Source organism: Planktotalea sp. (assembly GCF_039984035.1).
In the GTDB taxonomy this organism is placed as follows: Bacteria; Pseudomonadota; Alphaproteobacteria; order Rhodobacterales; family Rhodobacteraceae; genus Planktotalea.
Genome location: NZ_JBDWVM010000038.1, coordinates 1 through 13432, shown reverse-complemented (window position 1 = coordinate 13432; position 13432 = coordinate 1). Strand labels below are relative to the sequence as shown.

The 13432-nt window shown below is 52.8% G+C and carries 15 protein-coding genes and 1 pseudogene; 6 read left to right on the top strand and 10 right to left on the bottom strand.

The window, feature by feature from the left end:
* Both ABJQ89_RS01750 and ABJQ89_RS01745 read right to left on the bottom strand, forming a co-directional pair.
* A pseudogene (locus tag ABJQ89_RS01750) lies at positions 1-629 on the bottom strand (dienelactone hydrolase); the annotation flags it as partial.
* Between the two features lie 154 nt (positions 630-783).
* A complete protein-coding gene (locus ABJQ89_RS01745) occupies positions 784-1434 on the bottom strand; it encodes a TIGR02453 family protein (protein ID WP_348494557.1) in 651 nt (216 codons plus the stop codon).
* Positions 1435-1547: 113 nt separating this feature from the next.
* Here ABJQ89_RS01745 and ABJQ89_RS01740 point away from each other — a divergent pair, with 113 nt between their 5' ends.
* Positions 1548-2918, top strand: coding sequence for an MATE family efflux transporter (locus ABJQ89_RS01740; protein WP_348494556.1), 1371 nt, complete (start codon positions 1548-1550; stop codon positions 2916-2918).
* Between the two features lies 1 nt (position 2919).
* Here ABJQ89_RS01740 and ABJQ89_RS01735 read toward each other — a convergent pair whose 3' ends face one another.
* The gene (locus ABJQ89_RS01735; protein WP_348494555.1) at positions 2920-3327 is read right to left on the bottom strand and encodes a hypothetical protein; all 408 of its coding nucleotides are present in this window, start codon (positions 3325-3327) and stop codon (positions 2920-2922) included.
* Positions 3328-3352: 25 nt separating this feature from the next.
* Positions 3353-4558, bottom strand: coding sequence for a pyridoxal phosphate-dependent aminotransferase (locus ABJQ89_RS01730; RefSeq protein WP_348494554.1), 1206 nt, complete (start codon positions 4556-4558; stop codon positions 3353-3355).
* Positions 4559-4652: 94 nt separating this feature from the next.
* On the opposite strand from ABJQ89_RS01730, the gene ABJQ89_RS01725 reads away from it, so the two are divergent.
* From ABJQ89_RS01725 to ABJQ89_RS01715, 3 genes are all read left to right on the top strand, one after another.
* Complete coding sequence (locus ABJQ89_RS01725) at positions 4653-5093, top strand: helix-turn-helix transcriptional regulator (RefSeq protein WP_348494553.1); 441 nt, start codon at positions 4653-4655, stop codon at positions 5091-5093.
* Entirely contained in the window at positions 5090-5344 is a 255-nt protein-coding gene (locus ABJQ89_RS01720) for a succinate dehydrogenase assembly factor 2 (RefSeq protein WP_348494552.1), read from the top strand. Before ABJQ89_RS01725 ends, ABJQ89_RS01720 begins: the two co-directional genes overlap by 4 nt.
* A gap of 76 nt (positions 5345-5420) precedes the next feature.
* Positions 5421-5930, top strand: coding sequence for a winged helix DNA-binding protein (locus ABJQ89_RS01715; protein WP_348494551.1), 510 nt, complete (start codon positions 5421-5423; stop codon positions 5928-5930).
* Between the two features lie 26 nt (positions 5931-5956).
* Here ABJQ89_RS01715 and ABJQ89_RS01710 read toward each other — a convergent pair whose 3' ends face one another.
* The 5 genes from ABJQ89_RS01710 to ABJQ89_RS01690 all read right to left on the bottom strand — a co-directional run bounded on the left by ABJQ89_RS01710 (position 5957) and on the right by ABJQ89_RS01690 (position 10955).
* Positions 5957-6649, bottom strand: coding sequence for a DUF1194 domain-containing protein (locus ABJQ89_RS01710; protein ID WP_348494550.1), 693 nt, complete (start codon positions 6647-6649; stop codon positions 5957-5959).
* Positions 6646-7074, bottom strand: coding sequence for a VOC family protein (locus ABJQ89_RS01705; protein ID WP_348494549.1), 429 nt, complete (start codon positions 7072-7074; stop codon positions 6646-6648). Before ABJQ89_RS01705 ends, ABJQ89_RS01710 begins: the two co-directional genes overlap by 4 nt.
* An 84-nt stretch (positions 7075-7158) precedes the next feature.
* Entirely contained in the window at positions 7159-8541 is a 1383-nt protein-coding gene (locus ABJQ89_RS01700) for a tetratricopeptide repeat protein (protein WP_348494548.1), read from the bottom strand.
* A 41-nt stretch (positions 8542-8582) separates the two neighbouring features.
* Positions 8583-9644, bottom strand: coding sequence for a hypothetical protein (locus ABJQ89_RS01695; protein WP_348494547.1), 1062 nt, complete (start codon positions 9642-9644; stop codon positions 8583-8585).
* Between the two features lie 177 nt (positions 9645-9821).
* Complete coding sequence (locus ABJQ89_RS01690; protein ID WP_348494546.1) at positions 9822-10955, bottom strand: pyridoxal phosphate-dependent aminotransferase; 1134 nt, start codon at positions 10953-10955, stop codon at positions 9822-9824.
* Here ABJQ89_RS01690 and ABJQ89_RS01685 point away from each other — a divergent pair.
* Positions 10945-11757, top strand: coding sequence for an N-acyl homoserine lactonase family protein (locus ABJQ89_RS01685; RefSeq protein ID WP_348494545.1), 813 nt, complete (start codon positions 10945-10947; stop codon positions 11755-11757). The two genes, ABJQ89_RS01690 and ABJQ89_RS01685, sit on opposite strands and share 11 nt — an antisense overlap.
* Here ABJQ89_RS01685 and ABJQ89_RS01680 read toward each other — a convergent pair.
* Positions 11754-12488 (bottom strand): SDR family oxidoreductase, encoded by a 735-nt coding sequence (locus ABJQ89_RS01680; RefSeq protein ID WP_348494544.1) that lies wholly within the window; start codon positions 12486-12488, stop codon positions 11754-11756. The genes ABJQ89_RS01685 and ABJQ89_RS01680 overlap by 4 nt on opposite strands.
* Before the next feature lie 155 nt (positions 12489-12643).
* On the opposite strand from ABJQ89_RS01680, the gene ABJQ89_RS01675 reads away from it, so the two are divergent.
* Positions 12644-13432: ABC transporter substrate-binding protein (locus ABJQ89_RS01675; RefSeq protein WP_348494543.1), on the top strand; the 789-nt coding region annotated here is incomplete at its 3' end.

The following is a 13432-nucleotide window of genomic DNA, read 5'->3' as shown; positions in this document are numbered from 1 at the left end:
CCCATGGAATAGCCGATGACACCGACGGTATCGCCATCGATGATCGCAGCGAGTTCAGGAGAGGTGCCAGCGAAATCACCGAAGGTCTCAACAACAAAGTCCTGATCGAGGGGACGGTTCAGCAGCGTAGAACCGAATGCGTTCTGATCTGCATAGGTGCTGTCTGTGTGATCAATTGCGACTGTGACGTAGCCCTTGGAGGCAAGGTTTTCACCCAGATGCGCCATCAAATGACGGTTGCCTGGGTAGCCGTGCGAAATCACGATAAGCGGGAAGCTTCCCTCGGCCGCGGGGGCCGCATCGCGTACTGCTTGACCTTCGAGTTCGACCTGAATGGACGCCGCGCGTAGATTGACGCCCTCATATGTGCCGCCAGCTTCCGTGCCTGCCGCTGCCGGATACCAGACTTCGACCGTCAGAGGACGATCATAGGTCGGGGCGTTGTCGGCCGTCGTGTTGACGATGTCGATCTGACCGGGATTGCTGAGCTCAAATGTGCGAACGCCAACAACATGATCGCCGTAGGCAGACAATGCAGGTGCGTCAGGTCGGATTGTATCGATGCGGTTTTCGGCCATAGCGGGGGTAATCATCAGCGACATGGCCGCTGCTGTAAGCACTTGTTTCATGTTGGACTCCCAGTTTTGTTATCTGGGGGAGCATGACGCAAGTTCGTAACGGATCAACAACGACGCCACGGCAAAACGTCGATATTTTTGCAAAGTATACGCGCGCTAATTTTCCGGAATTCGGGGGTAAGTTGGCGCTAACACTCTCTGAAATTTACAGAAAACTGCGCAAATCCTCCATAGGGCCGTCAAAACTCTTGAACGCCTCAAAGAGCGTCTTTGGGAGGTCCTTTTTAGCATCTGCGCCAATTTCATTCCAAATCGTAAAGGATTTGCGCCGCAATAAATCTGCTTGTGGGTGGTCTTTATCAAAGGGGCTTGGCACGCGCTTCAACTCTGGCTCTCTGAGGCTTGCGCCTTGAGAGGTGAGCGCGTCGATCTTGTTTTGAAAAGCCGCGCCCTCACGTTCGCTGACCCAAGCGCGCCAGTCGGCTTGTTGCGTTTTGTCAAACCCCATGATGCCAGCGCCTGCAGTCACGTAGTCCTCTGCAATGCCAAAGAAATACACGGGTTGTGTACCATTTCCTTGCGGCGCCCAGAGCATATGTAGATGCAAGGAATAGGGCGTTTTGTCTTTGGAAAAACGCACGTCGCGATGGGCTCTAAATAGCTTGGTATTCACAGGTTGTTCAAGCAGATCAGACAGTTTGGGCGCGATGCTGTCCAGCAATTCAAGGGCAGAGGCTTTGAGCCCGTTGTCGTAACGTGATTTGTTTTCCTTGAACCACTCGCGCGTATTGTTTTGCGAAAGTTCACCAAAAAACGCACGTGCGGTTGGAATAAGATCTGTAAATGTTTGAGCCATCAGACACCCTGTTCGAAAACACAGGTCCATCAAATCGTTATTTTTCCACAAAGTCGAGCGGGCCGCACAAGGAAAGTCTTGCCCCGCCATACCGCATTCGACAAGAGTGCTGAATGACACAGCAAGATTCAGTTTCGAACATCCCCCACCGACAACACGTGCGCGCCATCCTGACGCTTGGGTTGCCGCTTGTTGGTGGCCATCTGGCACAGTTTGCGATCGGCATGACCGATGCGCTGATGCTTGGATGGTACTCCGTTGATGCCTTGGCTGCGGTCACGTTGGCGAGCATGTTTTTCTTTGTTTTGTTCATCTTTGGCTCAGGTTTTGCGCAGGCGGTTATGCCTTTGGTTGCGAGCCAATACGCGGAAAGTGACGAGCTGCAAATGCGCCGTACGACGCGTATGGGGCTTTGGCTGTCTTTCGTCTTTGCTGTGGTCATTATGCCGGGCTTTTTCTTTAGCGAAGCTATTCTGCTGTTGCTCGGTCAAAGCACACAGGTCGCATCAGATGTGCAATCTTACTTGCGGATCGCGGGGTGGGGCATCGTGCCGGCGCTTGGCGTCATGGTATTGAAATCCTACTTGGCCGCGATTGAACGAACGCAGGTTGTTTTGTGGGTGACGTTGATCGCGGCAGGTACAAATGCCCTTTTGAACTACGCTCTGATTTTCGGAAATTGGGGCGCGCCAGAGCTGGGATTGCAAGGCTCGGCCATCGCGTCTTTGTTTGTGCAAATTTTGAGCTTTGTGGTGATCGCGGGTTACGTATTGCGCGCTTTGCCAGAACAGCAGATTTTCGCGCGCGTATGGCGACCTGATTGGGACGCCTTTTTCCTTGTGGCGCGACTCGGTGTGCCGATTGGGTTCACGATGCTCGCAGAAACGGGGCTTTTTGCGGCGTCCGCTTTGATGATGGGCTGGCTGGGGGAAATCCAGCTTGCTGCACATGGTATCGCCTTAAACCTTACGGCCGCGACCTTCATGATCCATCTAGGCTTGGCGAACGCTGCAACCGTGCGCGCGGGCAATGCAATGGGCCGCAAAGATGTCGCCCATTTGAAGCGCGGGGCCAAGGTGATTTCGCTGATGTCTTTGGTCTTCGCAATCCTGACGATTGCAGCCTTTGTACTAATCCCGGAAGTGTTGATTGGTTGGTTCCTTGATCCCGAGGAACCCAATCGCGGGGTGATCGTGCAGGCAGGTGTCATATTGCTGTTCGTCGCTGGGATATTCCAGTTGGTCGATGCGGGTCAGGTCATGGCACTGGGGTTGCTGCGCGGTTTGCAAGACACGCGCGTTCCCATGCAAATCGCGGTCTTTAGCTACTGGGTGATCGGTGTACCTTGCAGCTATGTTTTAGGATTTATCTTTGATTTTGGCGGAGCTGGGATTTGGGTAGGTTTGGCGATTGGCCTGGCTTTTGCAGCCCTGCTCATGGGACGTCGGTTTGTGAAACTAACGGCGCAAATGGCTAGCGCTTGACCTAGCTGTTCGCTTTCATCAAACGATCAGCTTTTTTGCGCACTAACACAGATCGTAGATCGTGCATCGCCAGCAACAAATCATCCGTCACATCGTCGAGCTGCTCTGCACTTGCTTTTGACTGGGCCCATTGGGTCGTCAAATTAAGGTAGTCGACAGCGCGATGAATATCGTCGATATCGCGCTGTGCCAAAAGCTCGGAACGCTCGGCCATCCAATCTTGGATGGCCTTTATTTCGTCCTCGCTCAAATCGCGGTTGCCTTGAGGTTTGATTTCACCGTTCTTGATGTTGATCGCGGCGATCTGATCCATCTCGATCCTGCGCTGGCGGTTTTCCGTATCGACACGAAACACGAGCGCTCCATTTTCACGGACACGAAAATAGAATTCGGGAAGTTGACCAGACATCTAAGACCTACCTTAATTGCAACGTTTAACTCACTAACGACGCACAGAAGGTTTGGATACGACTGCAAGCCTCTGTCAGTGCCTCATCTGAGGTAGCGTAGCTCACACGGAAGTTAGGCGACAGCCCAAATGCGGCCCCGAAGACGACAGCAACGCCCGTTTCTTCCAGAAGCTTAGTTGCAAAGACTTCATCGTTTTCAATTACTGTACCATCTTCGGTCTTTTTGCCGATCAGACCGTCGATTGACGGGTACACGTAGAATGCACCTTCTGGCACGGGGCAGGTCACCCCGTCGATCGCGCTGAGCATCTCGACGACCAGATTACGGCGACGCACAAACATTTTGTTGTTCTCAACCAAATAATCTTGAGGGCCATTCAAGGCCTCTACCGCGGCCCATTGGCTGATGGAGCAAGGGTTTGACGTGCTTTGCGATTGAATCTTGCGCATCGCGCCGATCAATTCCTTTGGGCCCGCCGCATATCCAATGCGCCAGCCTGTCATCGCATAGGCTTTGGACACGCCATTGCAGGTCAATGTGCGATCATAAAGGCCAGGCTCAACCTGCGCAGGCGTGGCGAATTCGAAATCATCGTAGTTCAAATGCTCATACATGTCGTCTGTCATGACCCACACATGTGGGTGGCGCATCAGAACATCCGTCAGTTCTTTGAGCTCATCACGCGTGTATCCAGCACCTGTCGGGTTGGAGGGCGAGTTGAAAATGAACCACTTGGTTTTTGGCGTGATTGCCGCTTCTAGCTGCTCGGCGCTCAACTTGTAATTTGCTTCGGCTGTTGCCGCGACAAATTTAGGCTCGCCGCCTGCGAGCAGAACCATGTCTGGATAGCTCACCCAATAAGGGGCAGGGATCAACACCTCATCGCCCGGGTTCATTGTGGCCATCAAGGCATTGTAAAGGATTTGCTTGCCGCCCGTCGCGATAGACACCTGTGAGGGCTCATAGCTCAGATCATTGTCACGCAAGAGTTTGGCGCAGATTGCTTGCTTCAGCTCGATGATGCCATCGGGTGCTGTGTATTTTGTTTTGCCTTCATTGATCGCAGCAATTGCCGCGTCCTTGATGTTTTGTGGCGTGTCGAAATCGGGCTCGCCCGCACCAAGGCCAATCACATCGCGGCCAGCGGCCTTGAGCTCCTGAGCCTTCGTCGTGACAGCGATCGTCGGGGACGGCTTGACGCGTGAGAGTGTCGCAGAAAGGAAGGTCATGGGAAGCTCCGAATTGTAAAAGGACCTTGACCCTCTTAGGATGGTCGGGAAGCGCAATCAAGCGTTCTGCACCCGCAAAGCCGGAGATAGCTAAATGGACGATATCGATGCTCTTAATGCCAAGCCGATGACGACGGATGATATGCCCGCCGAGGAATGGTATGGCCCCGACGCTGCCACCTTCGGTGATCGCCTGGCAGCTGCGCGTGAGCAGGAAAACATGACCCAAGCCCAAATGGCACGCCGCCTTGGGGTGAAAGCCAGCACATTGCGCGGCTGGGAACAGGATCTGTCCGAACCACGCGCCAACCGACTGTCTATGATGGCAGGCATTTTGAATGTCTCAATGATGTGGTTGCTGAACGGTGAGGGCGAAGGTCTGGACGCACCAGCCGAGGCAGAGGGCGCAGTTGATCAAGATTTGGCTGCGATCTTCCGAGACATGCGCGATTTGCGTGTCACTATCAGCCAATCCGCAGACCAACTGGCCCGTTTGGAAAAACGCCTGCGCACGGCACTGAAAGAAAAAGAATGACTGAAACAGCTGAAAACCGGATCAAACGTCTCAAGATGCGCTCAATGCGGCGCGGCATTAAGGAGATGGATATCATTCTGTCGGCCTATGCAGATTCAGAGCTTGCGGGCATGAGCGAGAGCAAGATCACGCTCTATGACGCGCTGCTTCAGGAGAACGATCAGGACCTGTATTCTTGGGTGACCGGGCAGACGACTCCCCCCGCTGAATTTCAAGATTTGCTCGCTGAGATATCTCAAACCTTTCAATAATAGAGGTTTTTGAGACTTAACTGAATATTTGCAAATTTGTTTCATTGTTTCCGTGAGCAGTTAGGCGGAGACAAGAATGAGTATTCATAGCGTAATGCAGTCCGACACAAGGTCGGGTGCGGAAAAAGGGTTCATCACGGGGTATCTGGAAGCGCTTGCGCTTGTGGAGCGATTGCACCGGCTTTTGTTGGACGTGATCAAGGATGAATTCGAGCGTGTGAACGTGCTCGAAATCAACGCGGTGCAAGCGTTGCTGTTATTCAACATTGGCGACAATGAGGTGACGGCAGGCGAGCTAAAGTCGCGTGGCTATTATCAGGGGTCAAACGTTAGTTATAACCTGAAAAAACTGGTCGATATGGGCTACATGCATCATCAACGCTGCGAGATTGATCGCCGCTCTGTTCGGGTCAAGCTCACGGCAAGTGGTCGGGAAATTCGCGATGTGGTTTCTGATCTTTTTGAACGGCACGCGGATGGGCTACAGGGTAAAGGCGTGCTTGGGCCAGAAGGTTTGATTGAAATCACCGGTGCGCTCAAGCGGATGGAACGATATTGGACCGATCAAATTCGTTACATCTACTAGCGCGCATTTAAAGGACTGGATTGGGTTTATCTGTCGATGCTGGACAGGATAAGCCCTTCCAATTCTCGTGTGAGCTTTCGTGTCATAGCGCGTTCGAAATCTTCAAACCCGTTTGCGATTTCGAGGAAGGCTTGTCGCCCTTTCAGAACTTCAGTTTGATAAAAGAGCTGAACATTGGGATCACTTTCACTAATGACAAGGCCATTTACGGTGACATCTTGAAAGGGGAAGTGACGATAGGCTGTTTGAGGGCCAAATCCGTCATTGTTGATCCCGTCACCGGATACATCCATCACGCGGCGGTCACAGGGTGGGGCCTGTTTGAGAAGCCCTGCGCCATAGCCCAAAGAAAACCCCATAGCCGTGGGGAACTCGAAATATTGACGTTTGCTATTAGCGATTTGTTGCGCAACCGCAAAAACATCCTCTTGGCTGTCAAAGATGGTCCAATCGACAACGATGTTCTGTTGATACCGTCCGCTCCACTCAAACATTGAGAAAGCTACATGACCGGCTTGTGTCTCAAGAATTGCGTGCATGACATCTTCGGAAATCAGCGCACGCGCGAGGCCTTTTTGTTGCAGCGTGTATTCAGCGTCAGAGACAGAAGACGATACATCCACCGCAAGCAACAAAGCTATTCGACAAGCCGCCTCTGCGGCTCCGGCGCAGCTCAGGCTTAAGCCGACTGCGCCGAAGAGGGCACTGTGTGAGATCACCAGTGGCCGATGTTTTCCATGCTAATCCATGGCTCTGCAGGTTCCTGCGCCCCATCTTTTTGCAACAACTCGATTGATACATTGTCTGGGGAGCGGACAAAGGCCATGCGCCCATCACGTGGCGGGCGGTTCATCGTGACGCCATTGTCGATCAGGTGTTGGCAGGTGGCGTAAATGTCATCGACCTCATAGGCCAAATGACCAAAGTGGCGACTATCTGAGGGCAATTCATCATCGCCATCCCAATTATATGTCAGCTCAACAGGGCACTCCGGTTGATCTGGCGGCGCCATAAATAAAAGGGTAAAGCGCCCTTGCTCGACGTCTATGCGCCGTGTTTCTTTTAGACCGAGCAATTCGAAGAAAGCGATTGACGCTTCCAAGTCTTTCACACGAACCATGGTATGTAGGTATTTTATTGACATGCTGGCCTCCAGTTGAATCACTGCAAAGAGTAGCGGTCAAACGGGTGGTGTCGAGTGGTTAACGCGTGAAAGAAGAAAGTTGTTTTAGAACGACGATTGTATGCCCATGCGCAGCCCAATGCCTTGGCTTTCATACAGGCCGACGTTGGATTGAGTCTTGCGCGCGCTGACGGTCACCGATGGGGAAAAGCCGAAATATTCGATTTGTTTGAAAACGCCCGTTACGTCCAGAGATACCGTTTGATCCTGACGCCCGAAACGCGTGAAGTTCGAGACGTCGTGAATTTTCTGACTGAGCGAGACACCAAAATTCACTGACACGCCAGCAATTGGCTTTGAAACAGAGTAGCGAGCGCTCAGACGAACCTGATTATAGTCTAGGTTCGCATCGACAGAATTACTCTTTTTCGCGCTCAAGCTGAGCGTAAGGCGATCGCGGTTGGCCAAACTTACGCGCATCCCGGTACGAATTGTCCAACTGTCTACGTCTGCTCTGTTCGACATCGATTGTTGGTATTCGCGGTTAAGACCAAGGAAGACGAGTTGCCCAGGTGCGGTAACAAAGTTCTGAGTGATGCCAACGCGCGCATATTGCATGAACGGGGAGCGCCCATACCATGTACGACCCGCAGAAAATTCGAATTGATACGGCTTATTGTCGCCGGACCCTGTAAAGCCGCGTCTGATATAAGACAGGCCAGCCGTTGAATATTCGAAATCGGCCCCTTCAACATTCGGCGCAAGTTGTTTGGCTTCGTCGCTTAGAGTGTATGTACGATGGTCTAGTTGAAAAATAAGATCATTCTGAGAGCGGTTGCTTTCTGCGAGGCGATAACGTGTTGCAACGCCAAGCGAATATTCAAAACCGGACAGCGCTTGAGCTGCGCCGCTCAGTTGGAATTCAAACGGCAGATCGAACAATTGGGTCGTGCTGTATTTACTGCCGTTGTTGATGTTTGAATTGGGCGCTGCGGAAAAGCTGAACTCAGTCGCCCAAGGGTTAACACGTTGAACATAGCGAAAATCGCGCACGGCAATATTCTTGAATTCGTCACTCGGCGCGTTTTGGGCCGCGCGGCGCAGCCAAAGTTGTGCGCGCGTTCGAGCACCGGATGTTGAGAGCGCTTGCGCCATGACCATTGACGCGCCAAACCGCTCGGATGAGGTGTCTGCGTTGCCCCAAGCACGGCGCGCGGTTGCGACCGCTTCGGGTAAACGGCCAAGATCACGGGCGGCGCGGGCGCGAATGATCAGGGCTTCGGTATCATTTGGATCGCGCTTAAGCAGCGCAGTGGCGAGCTGGTAACCAAGCCGTGGATCACCGTTAACAATCGCGCTCGCTGCGATTTGACGCATTTCGGCCGGAGAGACGTCTGCGCGCTGAGATTGCGCACTTCCTTCTGAAGCTGACAAAAATATCGAAGCTACGAATGTGAAAACAACCAAGGAAAAAGAAAACCGCAACATTCGCGAACTCCAAAAATTAGAACAAACGCTAAAGGGTAATCTTACTCACGAACAGCGAAGAAGCCACCTGTTTCCCGAACAGTTACGTCGGCAAAGCGCGGGTCATCAGCAGTCGACACGATAATTCCAGTGATGGTGGTCGCATTGTCACCGGAAAGAACAGCGTAATAGTTGCCTTCTTCAAACGCGTCGCCATCTGCTGGATTCGTAGATTGAACGGTGCCGATAATTTCACCGTTGCTGTCGATCACTCCGGGTTCGATAATAAAGCGCAAGATTGGCAGTTCAGTCGTTCCTGCACCAAATGCCGTCAAAATATCATTGGTCACGTCAACACCATTCAGATCGAAAACGCGGCGGTTGCTCACGACGCCAATGACGCCAGACCCTTCGTTGAAGTCGTCGAAATCGATGCGGACTTCGATGTCGCCGTTTACGTATTCCAAGCCACCTTGGCCGTCGAAATCGCGCAGTCCGCCATAGTTGTCTTCACCCGTGTAGAGCGCTTGACCGGAGGTCGGCAGCGTAACGCCACCTTCGCGCTGATACACAAAACCGCCAAAGCCGTATTCGATAAAGGCTCCTGTGCGCACAATCGCAAGTGAACTATTTCCGTCTGGGGAAACGCCGTAAAGCGCGCGATAGTTTAGCTGTGTGATGTCTCCTGACGTGAGACCATCGACAGCAGTCGCGGGCGCCTCGAAAACACTAAAGGGACCAACGCCGAAACGATCTCCGTTAGTGTCGCGCACAACAGTGTAGGGATCTTCACCGTCAAAGGCGAGGTTGTCGACGCTGAAGGTATCTGTAGCGCCGTCGTAACTCACTGATTCAGCGTAACCATTGCCATTGTCTTCAGACGTGGCTTCGCGCCTGAAAAGGGAATCATCCGCCGAAGGATTTGCAGTGCCGGGCAATGTGGTGCGGTCAGAAGAAATCGGATCGCCGCTGTCAGTTGTGACATCTTCGTCAGGTACGGTCGTTTCATCGACATCTGCGTCGGTCGTTTCTTCGGTTGTTGCCTCTTCTTCATCAAACGGGTTGGTGCCATTACAGGCCGCCAAGCTAGCGAGAAGGGCGCATAGGATGAAAAAACGAGTCATAGAAAGAACCTTCGGTAGCGTTAGCCGTAAACTCTTCGCTGTAGGGCCAAGAGTCAACGTAACTTACAGACTCTTTCCTGAATTTTCGTAAACTGGTGCAGTTGTATCAAACACTTAATATAGGTGTCGCTGCGAAAAAGAATCCTACATATGCGTATTGAATTTAAGACTGACGTTTTAGCTGCTTTGCTCGCACGTGCTGAGAAAACGAGCCAATCGCGTGAGTGCAAGCGGGAGTTTTGCAGCGTTCCCGCCGCCGACACCGACGCGAATATGGTGCTGAAGGTCATATGCAGACCCTGGTAAAAGAAAGGTGCGGTAAGGGGGGGCTAACATGGATTTGGCTAGGTGGTCGCCGTCTAATGCATCCGCCAATTGCGCCAAGCCAATGAGCCCTGCGTCCGGCGGTGTCCAGCTCAGGAGCGGTTGGTCTGCGATAAAATGATCAAGCATTTCAAGATTGGCGCGCCCCTCTGCTCGAGCGACCCTGAGAGCGGGCGCGTAACGTTCTGGGCGTAACGCGATTTCCGCAATCGTTTCGCCCAAGATATTCATGATTTCGCTAGAATTTTCGCGCAAGATCACGGCGTCCATGATGAGATCAGGATCAGGGCAGATCATCCAACCTGTACGCAGGCCCTGAAGGCCAAGCGCCTTGGACACACTGCCTGTCGTGATGCCGCGCTCGTAGAGCCCAGCAATAGAGGGCGCGCGTTCTGCGTTCCATTCCAAACCCGCATAGACCTCATCAACGATCAACCAAGCACCGACAGAGCGCGCAATGTCTACGATTTCGAGCAGCTCAGCCGTCGTAAATAGGCGTCCTGTCGGGTTGTTTGGATTGGTCAAGAATATGACTTTGGTCTTAGGGGTGACAGCCTCTTTGAGCTGATCCAGAGGCAACTGCCATGCGTTGTTTTCATCGCGGTTGACTGTCTTGATGACAGCGCCTTCGGCCTTTGCGATGACTTCCGCCTGCGGCCAGCCGGGTTTTTCAACAATGATTTCATCCCCTTGCTCTAGCAGTTGTCGCAGTGCGAGGTAGTTGGCCTCTGCCGCGCCGGCGGTGATCAACACATCATCAAGTGAACATTGCGTTTCAAGCCCAGCTTGGCGCAACACATGTGCGCGCAGCTCAGACACACCGCGGAACGAACGTCCGTTCCAATCCAACGAAAGCGCTGGATCAAGTGCATCTATGAAATCCCCAAGAACAGGCGATTGCGAAAGTGAAAAACCTAGAAAGGCCTCTGGTTCGGCTTCTGTCGTTTCCAGCAGATATTCGAACAGTGTATGAATCTTGACTTTCATTTCGGCCCCTGAGCAAGTTGATCCTATCTTGGGAGAGAGCATCGTGGTTCCAACAGGTTTCATCAAGGGGCGTGCTATCGAGCTGCATGTGCTCGATTTTGGCCTGTTTCAGGTCCACGCGAATGGGCGCATCATCGGAATTTGCGGATTTCTCATTGTGACGGACGCAGGTGAACGCATTCTCGTCGATACAGGGTTTCCTGCAAAATATGCGGATGACACTGACGCGGCGAGCGCGGAAGATAAGCTTGGCGCCTTTGGTAAAGTGCTCAACATGTCCCATGATACAATGCCCAAGGCGCAGTTGGCGCTTACGGGCATAGAGATAGGCGACATCGATCTGTTGTTGATCACGCATACGCATATCGATCATGTGGGCGGCCTTGCAGATTTCCCAAATGCGCCGATTTTGATTTCAAAAGCAGAACGCGATTTGCCCAAGCCGCTCTATTGGGGCGGTGCGCAACCCATGGATTGGCCGGACCGAGACTATCTTTTAGTGGATCAGGATTTCGATCTTGGACCAAACATCAAGGTGCTTTTGGTGCCAGGCCATGCGCCGGGACAATTGGCTTTGCTGATCAATCTAAAGGAAAGTGGCCCGATGCTATTGGTCAGCGATGCAATTTCGCGGCCCGCGGAAATCGAAGAGAAATTCGAAGGATCATGGGATGAGGTCAAAGCAATCGCGAGCGGCGCGCGCCTTATGCAAATTGCGAAGGACGTCGGTGCGCAGATAATTTATGGCCATTGTCCTGAGCAATGGACGACCCTGCGCAAAACGCCAGAGTGCTTCACTTAACGCACGTCGCGCCCTTGGTTCAGGATAAAGACATTCCCGCTCGACACGTCGCCCATCGGCCCCGCGAGGAAGGATACCCAACCAGCGATTTGTTCAGGCTGCATCGCATGCCCATGCGGCATTTGCGCGATTGCTTTGGCCAAGACGTCATCACTCAGAACGCCGAACAAAGGGGTTTCTGTCATCGCTGGGGCGATTGAGTTTACACAAATCTTGTCACGGGCATATCGGCGGGCCAAATCCTTGGTCAGCGAATCCAACGCAGCTTTACTCGCGCGGTAAGGGGGCGGATCGAAGACATCGAAGTTATAAGCGCCGTTGGAGGAGATATTGATGATCTTCTTCACACCTTCGCGTTCCAGCATAAGTGGGACCGCGTTTTGACAGCAATAAAAGGCTGTTGAGAAGTTGAGCGTCATTTGGCGTTCGAATTCGTCCTGAGGGATATCAGGGAATTCAGACATAAAGCAGGTGCCCGCGTTGTTCACCAATATGTCCACGCCACCGAGCTGCTCTGATACAAGGTCGAATGCGTCTTTCACTGCATCTGCGTCCGTGAGATCGACAGGCACAGGGAAAAAACGCTCGCCAAGCGTATTTGCGAGCTCTGTCAAACCGCTCTGGTCGATGTCAAGACCAGCGACTGTAACCCCATCAGCCATTAGGGCGCGGACAAAGGCCTGTCCCATGCCGCCAGCTGCGCCCGTTACGATGGCTATTCTTTCGCTCATATCTATGGCTTTCCAAAACAGTGCATTCTTGGGCAAGAGTGCGCGGCAACACATTGTTTTGCAATCCTGAAGAGCAGTTTACGCTAGAACGCTTGCCAGCCCTCAAAGAGTATGCATGGTGATGGCATCAAGAAATTTCCTAGGGAGGGAAAACAATGAAAAAACTAATGACAGCGACAGCCGTCTCCGCGCTTATGTGCTCTGCAGCATTCGCAGAAGACATCAAACTTGGCGTTATCTACGGCTTTACTGGCCCAATTGAATCACTGACAGGCCCAATGGCGGCTGGTGCAGAGCTGGCAATGAAAGAAGTCACCGACTCAGGTCTGCTGCTGGACGGCTCAACTGTGACATCTGTTCGTGCTGATTCCACGTGTATCGATTCTGCAGCGGCAACAGCTGCGGCTGAGCGTCTTGTGACAGCGGACAAAGTGAACGCAATCGTTGGCGCGGACTGCTCTGGTGTAACAGGCGCGGTTCTTCAGAACGTGGCACGTGCAAACGGTATCGTGATGGTATCCCCGTCCGCGACATCCCCTGCGTTGTCCACAGCTGAAGACGATGGTTTGTTCTTCCGCACGGCGCCATCTGATGCGCGTGAAGGTCAGGTTATGACTGACATTCTTATGGAAGAAGGCATTAAATCTGTCGCTCTGACATATACAAACAACGACTACGGCAAAGGTTTGGCTGACGCATTCGTTTCCGCATTCGAAGCGGCTGGCGGCGAAATCACAGTCAACATCAGCCACGAAGATGGCAAAGCGGACTACTCCTCCGAAGTTGGCACACTCGCATCTGCGGGCGGCGACATCTTGGTTGTTGCGGGCTACCTTGACCAAGGTGGTCGTGGCATCATCGAAGGCTCTATCGACACAGGCGCGTGGGATCGTTTCGTTCTTCCGGGCGGCATGATCGGCGACAACATCCTGACAATCGGCGAT

What these genes read in the sequence shown, in the direction of transcription:
- ABJQ89_RS01745 (WP_348494557.1), bottom strand. Translation starts at nt 1,434, where the DNA reads ATGGCTCAAACATTTACAGATCTTATTCCAACCGCACGTGCGTTTTTT.
- ABJQ89_RS01740 (WP_348494556.1), top strand. Translation starts at nt 1,548, where the DNA reads ATGACACAGCAAGATTCAGTTTCGAACATCCCCCACCGACAACACGTG.
- ABJQ89_RS01735 (WP_348494555.1), bottom strand. Translation starts at nt 3,327, where the DNA reads ATGTCTGGTCAACTTCCCGAATTCTATTTTCGTGTCCGTGAAAATGGA.
- ABJQ89_RS01730 (WP_348494554.1), bottom strand. Translation starts at nt 4,558, where the DNA reads ATGACCTTCCTTTCTGCGACACTCTCACGCGTCAAGCCGTCCCCGACG.
- ABJQ89_RS01725 (WP_348494553.1), top strand. Translation starts at nt 4,653, where the DNA reads ATGGACGATATCGATGCTCTTAATGCCAAGCCGATGACGACGGATGAT.
- ABJQ89_RS01720 (WP_348494552.1), top strand. Translation starts at nt 5,090, where the DNA reads ATGACTGAAACAGCTGAAAACCGGATCAAACGTCTCAAGATGCGCTCA.
- ABJQ89_RS01715 (WP_348494551.1), top strand. Translation starts at nt 5,421, where the DNA reads ATGAGTATTCATAGCGTAATGCAGTCCGACACAAGGTCGGGTGCGGAA.
- ABJQ89_RS01705 (WP_348494549.1), bottom strand. Translation starts at nt 7,074, where the DNA reads ATGTCAATAAAATACCTACATACCATGGTTCGTGTGAAAGACTTGGAA.
- ABJQ89_RS01700 (WP_348494548.1), bottom strand. Translation starts at nt 8,541, where the DNA reads ATGTTGCGGTTTTCTTTTTCCTTGGTTGTTTTCACATTCGTAGCTTCG.
- ABJQ89_RS01695 (WP_348494547.1), bottom strand. Translation starts at nt 9,644, where the DNA reads ATGACTCGTTTTTTCATCCTATGCGCCCTTCTCGCTAGCTTGGCGGCC.
- ABJQ89_RS01690 (WP_348494546.1), bottom strand. Translation starts at nt 10,955, where the DNA reads ATGAAAGTCAAGATTCATACACTGTTCGAATATCTGCTGGAAACGACA.
- ABJQ89_RS01680 (WP_348494544.1), bottom strand. Translation starts at nt 12,488, where the DNA reads ATGAGCGAAAGAATAGCCATCGTAACGGGCGCAGCTGGCGGCATGGGA.